Genomic DNA, 17,452 nt, shown 5'->3' with positions numbered 1-17,452 from the left:
TGCCTACCTGGACGGCCGTATTGACCGCCTGTCCGTGGTGTCCAACAAGTTCATCAACACCATGACGCAACAGCCTACCGTGGAGCAGTTGATTCCATTGGTGGCGACCCCTGATCAGGATCTCAAGCACCACTGGGACTATCTCTACGAACCGGATGCCAAAGAGCTGCTTGATGGCTTGATGGTCCGTTACGTCGAGTCGCAGGTCTACCAGGCGGTGGTCGAGAACAACGCGGCTGAGCAAGCTGCGCGGATGATCGCGATGAAGAACGCTACCGACAACGCCGGTGATTTGATCAGCGATTTACAGCTGATCTACAACACGGCGCGTCAGGCAGCGATCACCCAAGAGATCTCGGACATCGTCGGCGGCGCTGCCGCGGTTTAACGGTTCAAATATTCAGAGGATCCAGCTATGAGTAGCGGACGTATCGTTCAAATCATCGGCGCCGTTATCGACGTGGAATTTCCACGCGACAGCGTACCGAGCATCTACAACGCGCTGACAGTTCAAAGCGCGGCCGCAACCACTCTGGAAGTTCAGCAACAGCTGGGCGACGGCGTGGTTCGCACCATTGCGATGGGTTCCACCGAGGGCTTGAAGCGCGGTCTGGAAGTTACCGACTCTGGCGCAGCCATCTCCGTACCGGTCGGTAAAGCGACTCTGGGCCGGATCATGGACGTCCTCGGTAACCCGATCGACGAAGCTGGCCCGATCGACACCGAAGAGCGTTGGGGCATTCACCGTCCAGCGCCTTCGTTCGCTGAACAGGCAGGCGGCAACGACCTGCTGGAAACCGGCATCAAGGTTATCGACCTGGTTTGCCCGTTTGCCAAAGGCGGTAAAGTCGGTCTGTTCGGTGGTGCCGGTGTAGGCAAAACCGTAAACATGATGGAACTGATCCGTAACATCGCCATCGAGCACAGCGGTTATTCCGTGTTCGCCGGTGTGGGTGAGCGTACTCGTGAGGGTCGCGACTTCTACCACGAGATGAAGGACTCCAACGTTCTGGACAAAGTGGCACTGGTTTACGGTCAGATGAACGAGCCGCCGGGTAACCGTCTGCGCGTAGCACTGACCGGCCTGACCATGGCCGAGAAGTTCCGTGACGAAGGTAACGACGTTCTGCTGTTCGTCGACAACATCTATCGTTACACCCTGGCCGGTACTGAAGTATCCGCACTGCTGGGCCGTATGCCTTCGGCAGTAGGTTACCAGCCGACCCTGGCTGAAGAGATGGGCGTTCTGCAAGAACGTATCACTTCGACCAAGGAAGGTTCGATCACCTCGATCCAAGCGGTATACGTACCTGCGGACGACTTGACCGACCCGTCGCCAGCGACCACCTTCGCCCACTTGGACGCCACCGTCGTTCTGTCCCGTGACATCGCTTCCCTGGGTATCTACCCAGCAGTGGATCCACTGGACTCGACTTCGCGCCAACTGGATCCGAACGTAATCGGCCAGGACCACTACGACACCGCTCGCGGCGTCCAGTACGTTCTGCAACGTTACAAAGAGCTGAAAGACATCATCGCGATCCTGGGGATGGACGAGCTGTCGGAAGCCGACAAACAGTTGGTTAACCGTGCTCGTAAGATCCAGCGCTTCTTGTCGCAGCCGTTCTTCGTGGCTGAAGTCTTCACCGGTGCTTCGGGTAAATACGTTTCCCTGAAAGACACCATTGCTGGCTTCAAAGGCATCCTCAACGGTGACTACGACCACCTCCAGAACAAGCGTTCTACCTGGTTGGCGGCCTCGAAGAAGCGATCGAGACAGCCAAGAAACTGTAATCCCGGCGCCCGGCAACGGTCGCTAATTTAGGTTGACGCAATCAGATGGCTATGACAGTCCATTGCGATATCGTCAGCGCGGAAGGGGAAATCTTTTCCGGCCTGGTCGAGATGGTGATTGCGCACGGTGCACTGGGTGATCTTGGTATCGCTCTGGGTCACGCGCCGCTGATCACTAATCTCAAGCCGGGTCCTATCCGCCTGATCAAGCAAGGCGGGGAAGCCGAGGTGTTCTACATCTCCGGCGGTTTCCTCGAGGTTCAGCCGAACATGGTCAAGGTTCTTGCCGACACCGTGCAACGTGCTGCCGACCTGGATGAAGCTCAGGCTCAAGCAGCTCTCAAGGCTGCCGAGAATGCCCTGAACGAAAAAGGCGCGGACTTCGATTACGGCGCCGCTGCCACACGTCTGGCCGAGGCTGCAGCTCAGCTGCGCACCGTCCAGCAGATCCGCAAGAAGTTTGGCGGTTAATCCGTCAGCCACTTGTTGTGTGATTGATAAAAAAGGGTAGCCTCGGCTACCCTTTTTTCTTTTCCGATTTTAACAACCCCGGTCGCAGTTGCTGACCACCCAGGATTGGTAGCCAGTCATGTCTCTCGAAATCGTTATCCTCGCGGCCGGTCAAGGCACTCGTATGCGCTCGGCACTGCCGAAAGTGCTACATCCGATTGCCGGCGATTCCATGCTGGGTCATGTTATCCACAGCGCCCGCCAGCTCGATCCACTGCGTATTCACGTAGTTATTGGTCACGGTGCCGATGTGGTGCGTGAGCGTCTGGCGGCTGACGATTTGAATTTCGTGCTGCAGGACAAGCAATTGGGCACGGGGCACGCCACTGCTCAGGCCGTGCCGTTCATTACTGCCGACACCGTGCTGATTCTTTACGGTGACGTGCCGCTGATCGAAGTCGAAACCCTGCAACGCCTGCTCAAACACGTTGTGCCAGGGCAGATGGGTTTGCTGACTGTCGAACTGGACGATCCAACGGGCTACGGCCGCATCGTCCGAGACGCTGAGGGCAAGGTCGCTGCAATCGTTGAGCATAAAGATGCCAGCGAAGCGCAACGCGCGATCACCGAAGGCAACACCGGTATTCTCGCGGTACCGGCCAATCGTCTGGCCGACTGGATGAGCCGCCTGTCGAACAACAACGCACAGGGCGAGTACTACCTCACCGACGTCATCGAAATGGCGGTCAGTGATGGTCTGGTGGTAGCCACCGAGCAACCGCACGATCCGATGGAAGTGCAGGGCGCCAACGACCGCAAGCAACTGGCCGAACTGGAGCGTCATTACCAATTGCGCGCCGGTCGTCGCCTGATGGCACAAGGCGTCACTCTGCGTGACCCGGCGCGCTTCGACGTGCGCGGCGAAGTCACCGTTGGTCGCGACGTGCTGATCGATATCAACGTGATCCTCGAAGGCAATGTGGTCATTGAAGACGACGTGATCATTGGCCCTAACTGCGTGATCAAGGACAGTACCCTGCGCAAAGGCGTGGTGATCAAGGCGAATTCTCACATCGAAGGCGCGATTCTGGGTGAGGGCAGTGATGCCGGTCCGTTTGCTCGCCTGCGTCCGGGTACTGTGCTGGATGCCCGTGCCCATGTGGGTAACTTTGTTGAGCTTAAAAACGCCCACATGGGCGAAGGCGCCAAGGCCGGACACCTGACGTACTTGGGTGACGCCGAAATCGGTGCGCGCACCAACATTGGCGCTGGCACCATCACCTGCAATTACGATGGCGCCAATAAGTGGAAAACCGTGCTGGGCGAGGATGTCTTCATCGGTTCAAACAACTCGTTGGTAGCACCTGTGGATATCTCCAACGGTGCGACCACCGCGGCCGGTTCGACCATCACCCAGAATGTGGATAACGCACAGTTGGCCGTCGGTCGCGCACGGCAGAAGAATATTGATGGCTGGAAGCGGCCTGAGAAGATCAAGAAGGGCTGAGTTATCCACAGCGGTTTAAAGATCAATAGATCGCAGCATTCGGCAGCTCTTCAACGGAGCTGACCGGTGGCTGCGATTTTTTTTGTCTTCCGGGTTGACGATTCATAGCCGATAGGTTTTGATTGCTTCCGTTATCTTTCGAATCGAAACTTAAGCCGCCGCCATGTCGAAACGCAACACGCCGCAACGCCGCCACAACATTCTCGCCTTGCTCAATGAGCAGGGCGAAGTCAGTGTGGATGAGCTGGCCAAGCGCTTCGAAACCTCCGAAGTTACGATTCGCAAGGATCTCGCCGCGCTTGAGAGCCATGGTCTGTTGCTGCGCCGCTACGGCGGGGCGATCACCATGCCTCAGGAACTGGTCGCGGAGACTGCGCAAAGCGTTTCCAAGTACAAACAGGCCATCGCCCGCGCAGCGGTGAAACGTATCCGCGAACACGCGCGCATCATCATCGACAGCGGCAGCACCACCGCTGCCATGATTCCCGAACTCGGCCAGCAGCCGGGTCTGGTGGTCATGACCAACTCCCTGCACGTGGCCAATGCCTTGAGCGAACTCGAACACGAGCCCGTGCTGCTGATGACCGGCGGCACCTGGGACCCGCATTCGGAATCCTTCCAGGGTCAGGTTGCAGAGCAGGTACTACGCTCCTACGACTTCGACCAATTGTTTATCGGCGCCGATGGGATCGATCTGGTGCGCGGTACCACCACGTTCAACGAATTGCTTGGCCTGAGCCGGGTGATGGCTGAAGTGGCGCGGGAAGTGATCGTGATGGTCGAAGCCGACAAGATCGGCCGCAAGATTCCCAACCTGGAACTGCCATGGAGCAGCGTCCATACCCTCATTACCGATGATCGCCTGCCCATTGATGCACGCGATCAGATTCAGGCCCGCGGTATCACCGTGATTTGCGCGGCTGTCAGTCAGGAGAAATAAGCATGTGTGGAATTGTCGGCGCAGTTGCTGAACGTAATATCACCGCCATCCTGCTCGAAGGCCTCAAGCGCCTTGAATACCGCGGCTATGACAGCGCCGGTGTGGCGGTGTACACCAACGACGAAACCCTCGAGCGCATGCGCCGTCCGGGCAAGGTCAGCGAGTTGGAAGCGGCATTGGCCGAGCATCCGTTGGTTGGCCGTCTCGGTATTGCCCACACCCGTTGGGCAACCCACGGCGCCCCGTGCGAGCGCAACGCGCACCCGCATTTCTCCGGCGACATCGCGGTGGTGCACAACGGCATCATCGAAAACCATGAAGCCCTGCGTGAGCAATTGAAAGCCTTGGGCTACGTATTCACTTCGGACACCGATACCGAAGTCATCGCCCACCTGCTCAGCGAAAAACTCAAGGCGCAGCCTGACCTCAGCGTCGCCCTCAAAGCCACCGTCAAAGAACTGCACGGTGCCTACGGTCTGGCAGTGATCAATGCCAAGCAGCCTGATCGCCTGGTCGCCGCCCGCAGTGGTAGCCCGCTGGTGATCGGTCTGGGTCTGGGTGAGAACTTCCTCGCTTCCGATCAACTGGCTCTGCGTCAGGTCACAGACCGCTTCATGTATCTGGAAGAAGGCGATATCGCCGAAATTCGCCGCGATAACGTGCAGATCTGGGACGTGAACGGCAACGCCGTAGAGCGCCAGACTGTGCAATACAGCGACGGTGCTGAAGCCGCCGACAAAGGCGAATTCCGCCACTACATGCTCAAGGAAATCCACGAGCAGCCGGCGGTGGTGCAGCGCACCCTTGAAGGTCGTCTGAGCAACGATCAAGTCTTGGTGCAAGCCTTCGGTCCGCAAGCCGCCGAGCTGTTCGCCAAAGTACGCAACGTGCAGATCGTCGCCTGTGGCACCAGTTACCACGCCGGTATGGTTGCGCGTTACTGGCTTGAAGAACTGGCCGGCATCCCTTGCCAGGTCGAAGTCGCCAGTGAATTCCGCTACCGCAAAGTGGTGGTGCAGCCGGACACCCTGTTCGTCACCATCTCCCAGTCCGGCGAAACCGCCGACACCCTGGCCGCGTTGCGCAACGCTAAAGAGCTGGGCTTCCTCGCCAGTCTGGCGATCTGCAACGTTGGCATCAGTTCGCTGGTGCGCGAATCCGATCTGACCCTGCTGACCCAGGCCGGTCGCGAAATCGGCGTGGCTTCAACCAAGGCCTTCACCACGCAACTGGTTGGCCTGTTGTTGCTGACCCTTTCGCTGGGCCAAGTACGTGGCAGTCTGGCAAATGGCGTTGAGGCCACGCTGGTGGAAGAGCTACGTCGCCTGCCGACACGTCTGGGCGAAGCGCTGGCGATGGACAGTACTGTGGAAAAAGTCGCCGAACTGTTCGCCGAGAAGAACCACACCCTGTTCCTCGGTCGCGGCGCACAATTCCCGGTGGCGATGGAAGGTGCCTTGAAACTCAAGGAAATCTCCTACATCCACGCCGAAGCCTACCCGGCGGGCGAGTTGAAACACGGCCCGCTGGCGCTTGTGGATAACGACATGCCAGTAGTCACTGTGGCGCCGAACAACGAACTGTTGGAGAAGCTCAAGTCTAACCTGCAGGAAGTACGCGCCCGTGGTGGCGAACTGATCGTGTTCGCTGACGAAAAAGCCGGGATGACCAACGGCGAAGGCACCCACGTCGTGCAAATGCCGCATATCCACAACATCCTCTCGCCGATCCTCTACACCATTCCGCTGCAACTGCTGTCGTACTACGTTGCTGTGCTCAAGGGGACGGACGTTGATCAGCCGCGTAACCTGGCGAAGTCGGTGACTGTGGAATAAGTTATCCACAGCTAAATTCGACCCAAAAAAATCGCAGCTTCGGCTGCGATTTTTGTATCTGATTCGAGGTATCCATGGATCGCTTCCAGGAAATGCAGGTATTCGCCGCCGTCGCCCAAGACCAAGGTTTCTCCGCAGCCGCGCGGCGCCTCGGCCTGTCGGCCGCCAGTGTTACCCGCGCGGTAGCAGCGCTGGAGCAGCGGATCGGTACGCAGTTGCTGATCCGTACCACCCGCAGTGTGCATCTGAGCGAAGCGGGGCAGCGTTATCTGGAGGACTGTCGACGAATTCTCGCCGAGGTGCAGGAAGCCGAGGATTCCGCGGCGGGCAGTCACGCCCAGCCCCGTGGGCAATTGACGGTGACGGCGCCGGTGTTGTTCGGCGAGTTGTTCGTTACCCCGGTGATGGCGGGTTATCTGGCGCAGTATCCGGACGTTTCGATCAACGCCGTGTTGGTTGACCGGGTCGTCAGCATGGTTGAAGAGGGCATCGATGTAGCCGTGCGTATCGGCGAGCTCGCGGACAGCAATCAGCATGCGATTCGCGTGGGTGAAGTGCGGCGAGTGGTCTGTGGTTCGCCGCAATACTTGGCAGAGCACGGCCGGCCCAACCATCCTCAGGCGTTGGCCGGTTTGTCCGTGGTGGCGACTTCGGCCACCGGTCAGATGCGGAACTGGCCGTTTCTGGAACAAGGTGAACCGCTGATCGTGCGTCCCGAGCCGCGCTTGGTGGTCACCGCCAATCAGGCCGCGATCACGGCTGCGTGTCTGGGGCTGGGGCTGACTCGAGTGCTGTCCTATCAAGTGGCGAGCAAGGTCGCGGCCGGCGAACTGGAAATCGTCCTCGCGGAATTCGAACTGCCACCGCTGCCGATCCATGTGGTGTATCAGGGCGGGCGCAAGGCGCCGGCGCGGGTGCGCAGTTTTGTTGATTTCACCGTGAACGCTCTGCGTGAGCATCCGGCGCTGAAAAACGTAGCGTTATTGCACGAGAAGAAATAATCGATTGCGAATGCTGGTGATTCTGTTGCTTCGAAGATAGGTGGAAGATGGCTTCCATCGGCGCTGCCACCCTCGGGCAGTGCGATCATCCAGCGGAGTCGACCATGCAAGCGATCAAACTCTACAACTTTCCCCGTTCCGGCCATGCCCACCGGGTAGAGCTGATGTTGTCCCTGTTGCAACTGCCGACCGAGCTGATCTTTGTTGATCTGGCCAAAGGTGAGCACAAACAACCGGCCTATCTCGCCATCAACAGTTTCGGTCAGGTGCCGGCCATTGATGACAATGGCGTGGTGCTGGCTGATTCCAACGCGATTCTGGTCTATCTGGCGCAAAAGTACGGTGAAGGTCGTTGGTTGCCAAGCGATCCGGTGGGTGCCGCACGGGTACAGCGCTGGTTGTCGGCAGCGGCCGGTCCGATCGCTTTTGGCCCGGCGGCGGCGCGGTTGATCACGGTGTTCGGCGCGAAATTCAATGCTGAAGAGGTGATCTCCCGTGCACACAACCTGCTCAAGGTGATGGACGTCGAGTTGGGCAATACGCCCTATCTGGCGGGCAGCGAGCCGACCATCGCCGACGTTTCGGCCTACAGTTATATCGCCCACGCGCCGGAAGGCAATGTGTCGCTGGATGACTACGGCAATGTGCGCGCCTGGCTGGCTCGAATCGAAGCGCTGCCCGGTTTTGTCGCGATGCCGCGCACCGTCGCCGGTCTGCAAACTTCAGTCTGATGCTCGCAATTCACACTGTGCCGACGGCGCAGGGGGAGGTCGTGATGGAACGTTCACCGTGGCACGCTGGCGAGCAACAGTTGCAGGCGCATGTCGGTGTTGCCGAACGCATGGAGGCATTCGGGCGTAAGGTGATTCGCACCTGGATGCCGGATCAGCACCGTGAGTTCTATCAGCAACTGCCTTTCATGGTGTACGGCGCGGTCGATGTTGATGGTCGTCCTTGGGCCAGTGTGCTCGAAGGCGCGTCTGGGTTTGCCCATTCGCCCGATCCTGAGCATCTGCACTTCGCAAGTCTGCCTGCTGCCGATGATCCGGCGCAGTTGCGTAACGGCGAGCCTATCGGATTGCTCGGCATCGAACTGCACACCCGTCGGCGCAATCGCCTTAATGGCCATGTCGATCATCTCGGCACCGACGGTTTCGAGGTGAGCGTCGATCAAGCGTTCGGCAACTGCCCGCAATACATCCAGCTGCGTCAATTCCAGCGCGTCCCGCTGAGCGATCCGCAGACCCGGCCTGCTCAGCATTCCGATGCGCTTGATGACGCGGCCATCACCCTGATCGAAGGCGCCGACACGTTCTTTGTCGCCAGTTATGTGGACGCCGACGGCCAGCGTGCTGTGGACGTTTCCCACCGAGGCGGCCAGGCCGGTTTTGTGCGGGTGGAAGGCAATCGCCTGACCATCCCCGACTTTGCCGGCAACCTGCACTTCAACACCCTCGGCAATCTGCTGCTCAACCCCAAGGCTGGCTTGCTGTTCATCGACTTTTCCACAGGTGACTTGCTGCAATTGAGCGGGCGCACCGAAATTATTCTGGAAGGGCCGCAGATCAAGGCGTTTCAGGGCGCGGAGCGGCTGTGGACATTTGAGGTGCAGAAACTGGTGCGGCGTCCGGCGGCGCTGGCCTTGCGCTGGCGCTTCGACGGCATGTCGCCCACCAGTCTGTTGACCGGCAATTGGGCTGAGGCCGACGCGCGTTTGCAAGCGCAGGCTTTGGGCAACCAGTGGCGGCCGTTGCGGGTAGCAAAGATTGAAATGGAGAGCCGCCACATCCGCTCGATTTACTTGGAGCCGGACGATGGCGCCGGTTTGCCGGTGTTTCTCGCGGGTCAGCATCTGCCACTGCGGTTTACCCTCGACGGCGAAGTACACATCCGCACCTACAGCCTGTCGAGTGCGCCATCGGATGGTTTTTACCGGATCAGTGTGAAGCGCGACGGGCGCGTGTCGAACCATCTGCATGAGCAGATCCAGGTGGGTGATGTGCTGGAGGCGCGCGCGCCGCAAGGGCATTTCACCGTGGCGCCGCTGGAGCGCCGGCCGCTGGTGTTGTTGGCGGCCGGGGTCGGTATCACGCCGATACTGTCGATGCTGCGTGAGGTGATTTATCAGGGGTTGCGCACGCGCAGGATTCGTCCGACGTGGTTGCTGCAGAGTTCGCGCAGCCTGGCCGATCAGCCGTTTCGCAAGGAACTGGATCGTCTGCTGGAAAGTGCTGGTGATGCGGTGCGGGTCCTGCGTTTGCTCAGTCAGCCGGAAGCGGATGCGCACGAGGGCGAGGATTTCGACCTGCACGGGCGCATCGATGAAGCGGTGCTGAGGAATCTGCTGGAGGTCGAGGATTACGATCAGATCGACTTTGTTCTGTGTGGCCCCGGCGCTTTCACCCAAGGCCTGTACGACAGTTTGCGCGAGTTGGATGTGCGCGACGCGCAGATTCACGCCGAAACCTTCGGCCCTTCGACGCTCAAGCGGCGTGCCGATGCGGACGCGATCGTCCTTGAGCAACCACCGGCTGCCACCCAATCGGTGCCGGTGGTATTCGAACGCTCAGCCAAGGAAGCACGCTGGCAACCGGACGGCGGCAGTTTGCTGGAGCTGGCGGAAAGTCGCGGATTGCGTCCGGAGTTCAGTTGCCGCGGTGGTTCGTGCGGCACCTGCAAGACGCGGCTGGTCAGTGGCGCGGTGAATTATCCACAGGTACCGGCCGAAATACCTGAGGCGGGACATGTGCTGATTTGCTGTGCGGTGCCGGCGCAGAGTGAGCAGCCGCTGGTGCTGGATCTTTAAACCTGATCCCGTGTAATCAGGCATAGGACAGCGATTTTTCTTCCAGCAACTCCTGATACAGCTCCGCCCATTTGCGGCCCATTTCATCGGCTGAGAATAACTGCCGATAGCGGGCCTCTGCTTTCACCCCCATCTCTGCCGCACGCAGCGGGTTTTCCCATAGCGTGCGCATCGCCTCGCGAAAGGCCTGTGGATTACTGGGTGGCACGACCAGACCCGTCTCGTTGTGGATATTGATGTAGCTGGTGCCGGTGCCGATCTCGCTGGAGATCATCGGTTTGCCGTACATCGCGCCTTCGAGCAGCGAGATACCGAAGGCTTCGGAGCGCAGGTGCGACGGGAAGACAATGGCGTAGCTCAATTGCAGCAACGCGACCTTGTCCTCATCACCCAGACGTCCGAGGAAATGAATGTTGCGCAGGCCCAGCGCTGCCGCTTGGGCGTGCAGTTCCTGCTCCAGCGGGCCGGCGCCAACGATCACTACCGGGTAGTCCACATCTTTCAAGGCATCGAGCAGGATATGCAGGCCTTTGTAATAACGCATCACCCCGACAAACAGGAAAAACTTATCCCCAAGCTGCTGGCGCCAACGGTTCATGCGCTCACTATCGGCTTGTGGATAACCGGCCTTGTTCAAGCCGTATGGAATCACTCGGGTCTTGTTCTGGAACTGCTGCAATACATCGCTGGTGTGCAGGTAATTCGGTGAGGCCGCGACAATGCGGTCGGCGCTGGCGAGGAAGCGGTTCATCAATGGCCGGTAGAGTTTGAGCAGGTGCTTCTGGCGGATGATGTCCGAGTGATAGGTGACCACGCTCGGTTTCTTCATGGCACTGGCGAAATGCACCAGGTCCATGAACGGCCACGGAAAGTGGTAATTGACCACGTCGGCCTCGGCGGCCATCTCGCGAAACTGCTTGAACACGCTCCAGGAAAATCCGGTGGAGGCGAACTGGATGTCGAGTCTGGCCCGGTGGACTTCGTGTTGACCGAGTTGCACAACCGGCGGATTCGGGTCGGCGCTGAGGGTCAGGACCTGGCCATCGATACCGTGTTGGGCGCCGCTTTCGCACAGTTGGAAGATCACTTGTTCGATGCCGCCGACCGAGTCAGGCAGGTACGTCTTGAAAAAATGAAGAACTCGCATTCAACCTCCCATGGCCTGGCGGTAGGCACCGGCCGTGGCCTGTGCGCAACGCTCCCAGGAAAAAAGCCGTGCCTGCTGTAATCCGGCCTCTCGGCATACCTGCCAATGTGCTTGATCGTCGATCAGTCGGCTCATCACGTCACGCAATCCGACTGCATCGTCAGCTTCAATATAGTTGCCGGCAGCGCCCGCCACTTCCGGCATGGCCGAAGAGCGGGTGATCACCACCGGTGTGCCGCTGGCCATCGCTTCAAGCACCGGCAGGCCAAAGCCTTCGTAAAGCGAAGGAAAAATCAGCGCCCGGGCGCCGGCCAACAACTGCGCTACTTGTTCATCGGGCAGATAACCGAGCAGGCACACATGCCCACTGGCCAGTGCCTGACGCAGCTCGTCGCTGAACTGTTCACGCTGCCAACCGGCCATGCCGACGATGAGCAGCGGAAAGCGCTCGCGCACCGCCTCCGGCAACAGGGCATGGGCGCGCAAGGCCAGACTCAGGTTTTTGCGCGGCTCCAGCGTGCCGACACACAGAAAATACTCCCGCGCCTTGATGGCATGTGCTTTGAGCACGGCGTCGATGGCGTTCGCCTCACGCGGATGGAATCGTTCGGCGACGCCCAGTGGCGCGACGACAAAACGCTCGGCGGGCAGCCCGAAGTAGTCCTGAGCTTCGTCGGCAATCGCCTGCGAGTCCGTCAGAATCAGCCGCGCCTGCTGTACGCCGACGGACAGGCGACGCTCGATTTCCTTCAGGCGTGGCAATGGCTGAGTGTCAGGAAAATGCAGATGTGTCAGGTCGTGCAGGGTGATCACGGTCGGCCCGTCGAAGGCCAGCGGCCATAGGCTCGGCTCGTGATACAGGTCGATGCCCTGCACGTGGCCCTGATCGAAGCGCTTCTGCTCCAGCCAGCGGCGTGCCTGGTACGCCCCTGGAATCTGCCGCAGCAGTGGCGTCAGCCGCGAATAACCGGGCATGGCGGCTACCGGCAACGCTGAACTCCAGCCCCAGCCGTGGAACAACGTCACTTCAATATCAGGTTCGCTGCGCAAGGCGTTGACCAACTCGGCGACGTAGTGGCCGATGCCGGTGCGCGGCGCTTGCAGGATCCGTGCGTTAAGGGCAATGCGCATGTTGCCTCGCTGGCGCCGCTGGCGCTTGAAGGACATTGCGGACACTGCGTTCAGCCAGTTGCAGACTGGCTTCCCGCCAGCCGATCCACTGCCAGTCGGCGACATCGCGGGCGGCGGGAAACTGGCCGGTGCGCTGGAATCCGGTGATCAAGTCGGCAAGGTTTTGCGGATCCTGCAGATCGAAGTACGCCATGAACTCGCCGCCGATTTCGCGAAATATCGCGATATCGCTGCCCATCGCCGGCAAGCCGCGCTGCATGGCTTCCACCAGTGGCAAACCAAAGCCTTCGACGAACGAGGGGAATACCAATGCAGTAGCGTGGGAATAGGCGTGTTCGAGGCTGGTGTCGTTGAGGTCGTTGAACATGAACAGACGCCGGTTCAGTTCTGGATGACTGCGCACACGGGCGAGCAGGCTGTCGCATTTCCAGCCGACCCGTCCGGCGATGCACAGCCGTGCGGTTGAACCGGCCGCCCAGGCGCGTTCGAAGGCGTCGAGCAGGTACGCGTGGTTCTTGCGCGGCTCGATGGTGCTGACCATCAGGAATACCGGCTCAGGTGCGGCGAACAGCGACTTGAGGCGCGGATCGACTGTCGCTTCGAGGCAGTGCAGATCGAGTTCGCTGCCCAGGTGAAAGAAATCGAACCAACGCTTGTCAGTCTGCTCGGCGCCGATTCGCCGCTGCAGTTCTTCGCGCACCTGATCACGCACCGTGGCGGAAATCGCCATGTAGCCGTCGGCCGTGCGGGTGATCCAGTCGAACCACTCGCTGAAAACTTCGACCAGACGTGTGTCGTAAAACTGTGGGTGAGTGAGCGGGATCAAATCGTATATCACCGCAATCATGCCGACACCGTCGCGTTTGAGCTGCTCGATGTGGGCGAAAAAATCCGAGTGCCATGACGAATCCAGCAGCACCAGTTGATCGCCCGGCCGGTGTTGCAGCGGTGAACAACGTTTGAGGAGATGCGTGCGGTTGATCTGATTGATCAGGCGCAGTGGCAGGCCGAACGCAGCGAACGCCGTCAGGCGATAGCCGACATACAGGAGCCGTCGCGCCAGTTTCGAGGTGCGGTCGGCGTCGACTCGCAGACGCCATTGCCAGAACCGATGGGCAAGGCGCTGCAGCCTTTCGCCGAAGGTCGCCAGTGCGTTGAACCCCGGGGTGTCCAACGGCGCCAGACGGGTCACCCGATAGAGTTGGCCGTTGAGCAAAATGACCGGCAAACATTCAACGCCGTCGACACTCGGCGGCAGTTGATTGATGACATTGCGCACCACCCGTTGTATCCCGGAGTTGATCCCTGGGTGTTTGAATACGTGGGTGCATTCCACCAACAATCGGCTCATGGCGCGCGCTCGGTGATCCTGGCCGGCGTATCACGGGTGATCGTGGTCTGCGCGTCCAGCCATGAACAACCGACGAAGTCTTCCTTGCGATTGTTGATTACGTGGAACACCAAGCCGTAGTCACGCCATTCAAAGTTGCGGTCCAAGTGTGAATCCAGACGCGACAGGCTCAGCGACACCGAATAATTACCCTTGCCAAGGCCCATGATGAAGGCGAAACGGTAAGTAAAACGTTCACCGGCATGCAGGTCGGTCAGCGCCTTGTTCAGACGGTGAGTGTTGATGCCGTACATCATTTGCCCCAGCCGATCCTTGAGGATGAAGCCCAGTACCAGCCGCTCGATGTCCTTGCGCACTTCAACCTGTACCTCCAGCACCACCGGTTGCCCGACCTCGGCGGCGTCGATGCTGTGATCGTGTTCATCGAGCAGGCGCACGCCGAGAATCGCCGCTTCGCCGGTGCCGGAAACGGTCTGCACTTCACCGCCAGCGAGCATTTCCTGGCGCACTACCTGACCTTCGCGTTCGGCCATCAATGCGTTGTAGTAATCGAGCACGGCTTCGGGTTTGCCGTACATGGCCATACGACCGTCCTTGAGCAGGATCGCCGAGTCGCAGATCGACTGAATGGCCGAGCGGTCATGGGACACAATCAGCAAGGTTGTCCCGGCTTTGCGGAAGCTGCGGATGCGCTCGAAGCTTTTGTGCTGGAAATAGGCGTCGCCCACTGACAGCGCTTCATCAACGATCAGAATGTCCGGGCGCCGCGCGGTGGCAACGCTGAACGCCAGTCGCATTTGCATGCCGCTGGAGTAGGTGCGCACCGGGTGATCAATGGCATCGCCGATCTCGGCGAAGTGCTCGATATCGGGCATCAGTGCTTCGATTTCTTCGAGCTGCATTCCCAGCAACTGGCCGGCCATGATCGCGTTCTGCCGGCCGGTAAAATCCGGGTGAAAGCCCATGCCCAGCTCCAGCAACGCCGCCACACGGCCTTCAAGTTCGATCTTGCCGCCAGTGGGCTGCGTGGTGCCGGTGATCATCTTCAGCAAGGTGCTTTTGCCAGCCCCGTTGGCGCCGACGATGCCCACGGCTTCTCCGGGGGCGATTTCGAATTCGACGTCTTGCAGCACCCAGTGCTGGCGATGACGGATGGGCGAGAAGGGGATCAGCCACTCTGCCAGTCGGCTCCAGCGGTTGGGGTACTGTTTGTAGGCCTTGCTCAGGCCGGTCACGCGAATATGCCCCATCAGAGTTCATCCACCATTTCGCCGACGCGCTGGCGAAACAGCCGCAGCCCGATCAGGCAGAAGACCGCCCCGGTGATGGCGATCGGCAGCAGCGAACTCCAGACCGGCCACTGACCGTAGAGAAACAGGTTCTGATAGCTGCTGAACAGGTTGGTCAACGGGTTCAGTTGCAGCAGACGCTGCACCCATTCCGGCAGGATGCTGATCGGGTACACGATCGGCGTCAGCCAGAACCAGAACTGCAAGCAGATGGCAAAGAGCTGTCCGACATCACGGAAGAACACATTGAGTACGCCGAGGACCATCCCCAGCCCTGCGCAGAACATCATCTGCAGCGCTATCAACGGTAACAACGCCATCAAGGCCATGCCTGGCCAGCGTCCAGTCACCAGCAGAAAGCCCAGAAACAGCCCGATGATAATGGCGAAGTTGATCCCGGCATTGATCAACACAATCACCGGCAGGCAGATGCGCGGAAAGCTGATTTTCTTCAGCAGATTGGCGTTGTCCAGAAACATGGTCTGACTGCGCAGGGTGATCTCCGAAAAAAGCCCCCACGCCAGCAGGCCGGCGCAGAGGTAGACGCTGTACGCCATGCTGTCGTCCACGCCGGGCAGGCGGGCGCGCATGATGTGGGAAAAGATCACGGTGTAAACAATGATCATCGACAGCGGATTGAAGATCGGCCACAAAGCGCCGAACAGCGAATTGCGGTAACGCGCTTGAAACTCTCGTTGCACGCTACCGAGGATGAATCCACGGTAGCTGTGCAGCGAGCGATACAGGGAAAGCAGCATTCAAACCGTCCTGCCGTATTGGTCTTCGAAGCGGACGATGTCGTCCTCTCCCAGGTATTCGCCGCTTTGGACTTCGATGATCACCAGATCGATCACGCCAGGGTTTTCCAGGCGATGCCGGTGGCCGGCGGCGATGAACGTCGATTCGTTCTTGGCCACCAAGTGTGTACCGGTGCCGTTATTGGTGACCTTGGCCATGCCTTCGACCACCACCCAGTGTTCGTTGCGGTGATGGTGCATTTGCAGCGACAGCTTGCCGCCGGGTTTGACCACGATGCGTTTGATCTTGAAACGCGGGCCTACTTCCAGAACGGTGTAGGTGCCCCATGGGCGGCTGACCGTACGGTGCAGGCGATAGGCTTCGTGGGATTTGTCCTTGAGCTGCTTGGCCACGCGGCGGACGTCCTGCGCACGGTCGGCATGGGCCACGAGCACGGCGTCGGCGGTGTCGACGATGATCAGGTTATCCACACCGACGGCGGCTACCAGCCGGCCTTCGCTCTGGACGAAGTTGTTGTGGCTGTCGATGAAAATCGCTTCGCCGCTGGCGCGGTTGTTGTTGGCATCGGCCGGCACCAGTGCGGCCACCGCCCCCCACGAACCGATATCGCTCCAGTCGAAACCGGCGGGCACCACCACGACTTTTCCCGAGCGTTCCATCAACGCATAGTCGATAGAGATGTCGGTGATTTCAGCGAATAGCGCGGGCGACAGTTCCTGTTGCAGGCAGCCGACGGTTTCCACCGGGGCGCTTGCGGCCATGCAGGCGCGGGTCTGCTCCAGCAGTTCTGGCGCGTGCAGTTGCAGCTCGGCAAGCACGGTCGCGGTGGTGAAGCAGAACATGCCCGAGTTCCACAGGAAGTTGCCGCTCTCCAGGTAATGCGTGGCGGTTTGCAGGTCGGGCTTTTCCACGAAGCGCTGCACCTTGGCCGCGCCTTTTGCGTCCAGCGGCGCACCGGTTTCGATGTAGCCGAAGCCGGTTTCCGGGGTCGTCGGCAGCACACCGAAAGTCACCAGATAACCGTCCCTGGCCAGATTGACCGCGTGTTCGACCGCGCTTTTCAGCGCGTCCTGATTGACGATCAAATGGTCGGCGGGCATCACCACCATGATCGCGTCGTCGCCATGCAGCGCTTGCAGCGAAAGGGCGGCGGCGGCAATGGCCGGGGCAGTGTTGCGCCCGGTCGGTTCCAGCAGGAAGTGCCCGCGATGGCGCGACACGTGGGCGGCGCAATAGTGATCCTTGCTCTGGAAGTAGTACTCGCGATTGGTCACCGTGACGATGTCGCCCCAGCCGTCCAGCAACCCTGCTGCACGCTGGTAAGTCTTGCCCAGCAGCGACTGGCCGTCGGGCAGGGTCATGAACGGCTTGGGATGGCCCTCGCGGGACACCGGCCACAAACGGGTGCCGGCACCGCCGGACAGAATCACGGGGATCAGCAT

The 17,452-nt window shown here is 59.9% G+C and carries 14 protein-coding genes and 1 pseudogene; 9 read left to right on the top strand and 6 right to left on the bottom strand.

The window, feature by feature from the left end:
• The 9 genes and pseudogenes from ACIOVB_RS08870 to ACIOVB_RS08830 all read left to right on the top strand — a co-directional run.
• A partial coding sequence (locus ACIOVB_RS08870) for a F0F1 ATP synthase subunit gamma (protein WP_401266788.1) occupies positions 1–388 on the top strand: 388 nt, incomplete at its 5' end.
• A gap of 27 nt (positions 389–415) precedes the next feature.
• A pseudogene (atpD, locus tag ACIOVB_RS08865) lies at positions 416–1,794 on the top strand (F0F1 ATP synthase subunit beta).
• A gap of 45 nt (positions 1,795–1,839) precedes the next feature.
• Positions 1,840–2,265, top strand: a complete 426-nt coding sequence (locus ACIOVB_RS08860) for a F0F1 ATP synthase subunit epsilon (protein ID WP_016772407.1) — start codon at positions 1,840–1,842, stop codon at positions 2,263–2,265.
• 118 nt (positions 2,266–2,383) lie between these two features.
• On the top strand, positions 2,384–3,751 hold the full coding sequence (gene glmU, locus ACIOVB_RS08855; RefSeq protein WP_401266785.1) for a bifunctional UDP-N-acetylglucosamine diphosphorylase/glucosamine-1-phosphate N-acetyltransferase GlmU: 1,368 nt from the start codon (positions 2,384–2,386) through the stop codon (positions 3,749–3,751).
• Positions 3,752–3,914: 163 nt separating this feature from the next.
• The gene (locus ACIOVB_RS08850; RefSeq protein WP_064116539.1) at positions 3,915–4,691 is read left to right on the top strand and encodes a DeoR/GlpR family DNA-binding transcription regulator; all 777 of its coding nucleotides are present in this window, start codon (positions 3,915–3,917) and stop codon (positions 4,689–4,691) included.
• Positions 4,692–4,693: 2 nt separating this feature from the next.
• Complete coding sequence (gene glmS / locus ACIOVB_RS08845) at positions 4,694–6,526, top strand: glutamine--fructose-6-phosphate transaminase (isomerizing) (protein ID WP_401266783.1); 1,833 nt, start codon at positions 4,694–4,696, stop codon at positions 6,524–6,526.
• A gap of 74 nt (positions 6,527–6,600) precedes the next feature.
• Positions 6,601–7,527, top strand: coding sequence for a LysR family transcriptional regulator (locus ACIOVB_RS08840; protein WP_401266780.1), 927 nt, complete (start codon positions 6,601–6,603; stop codon positions 7,525–7,527).
• A gap of 104 nt (positions 7,528–7,631) precedes the next feature.
• Positions 7,632–8,258: a glutathione S-transferase family protein gene (locus tag ACIOVB_RS08835; RefSeq protein ID WP_401266777.1), complete on the top strand. Its 627-nt coding sequence runs from the start codon at positions 7,632–7,634 to the stop codon at positions 8,256–8,258.
• A gap of 44 nt (positions 8,259–8,302) precedes the next feature.
• Positions 8,303–10,333 (top strand): pyridoxamine 5'-phosphate oxidase family protein, encoded by a 2,031-nt coding sequence (locus ACIOVB_RS08830; protein ID WP_401266774.1) that lies wholly within the window; start codon positions 8,303–8,305, stop codon positions 10,331–10,333.
• A 16-nt stretch (positions 10,334–10,349) separates the two neighbouring features.
• On the opposite strand, the gene ACIOVB_RS08825 is transcribed toward ACIOVB_RS08830, so the two are convergent.
• From ACIOVB_RS08825 to ACIOVB_RS08800, 6 genes are read right to left on the bottom strand one after another with little or no spacing between them, the layout of a single operon-like run.
• Positions 10,350–11,480 carry a glycosyltransferase family 4 protein gene (locus tag ACIOVB_RS08825; RefSeq protein WP_401266771.1) on the bottom strand — a complete coding sequence of 377 codons (1,131 nt, stop codon included), beginning with the start codon at positions 11,478–11,480 and terminating at the stop codon, positions 10,350–10,352.
• On the bottom strand, positions 11,481–12,611 hold the full coding sequence (locus tag ACIOVB_RS08820; protein ID WP_401266768.1) for a glycosyltransferase family 4 protein: 1,131 nt from the start codon (positions 12,609–12,611) through the stop codon (positions 11,481–11,483).
• Positions 12,595–13,962, bottom strand: coding sequence for a glycosyltransferase family 4 protein (locus tag ACIOVB_RS08815; RefSeq protein WP_401266765.1), 1,368 nt, complete (start codon positions 13,960–13,962; stop codon positions 12,595–12,597). The genes ACIOVB_RS08820 and ACIOVB_RS08815 overlap by 17 nt, the downstream gene beginning before the upstream one ends.
• A complete protein-coding gene (locus ACIOVB_RS08810) occupies positions 13,959–15,212 on the bottom strand; it encodes an ABC transporter ATP-binding protein (RefSeq protein ID WP_187677221.1) in 1,254 nt (417 codons plus the stop codon). The genes ACIOVB_RS08815 and ACIOVB_RS08810 overlap by 4 nt, the downstream gene beginning before the upstream one ends.
• Complete coding sequence (locus ACIOVB_RS08805; protein ID WP_187677220.1) at positions 15,212–16,009, bottom strand: ABC transporter permease; 798 nt, start codon at positions 16,007–16,009, stop codon at positions 15,212–15,214. Before ACIOVB_RS08805 ends, ACIOVB_RS08810 begins: the two co-directional genes overlap by 1 nt.
• A complete protein-coding gene (locus tag ACIOVB_RS08800; RefSeq protein ID WP_401266762.1) occupies positions 16,010–17,452 on the bottom strand; it encodes a mannose-1-phosphate guanylyltransferase/mannose-6-phosphate isomerase in 1,443 nt (480 codons plus the stop codon).

This window comes from Pseudomonas sp. NPDC087639 (assembly GCF_044743385.1).
In the GTDB taxonomy this organism is placed as follows: Bacteria; Pseudomonadota; Gammaproteobacteria; order Pseudomonadales; family Pseudomonadaceae; genus Aquipseudomonas.
This window is presented reverse-complemented; position numbering and strand designations above follow the sequence as displayed.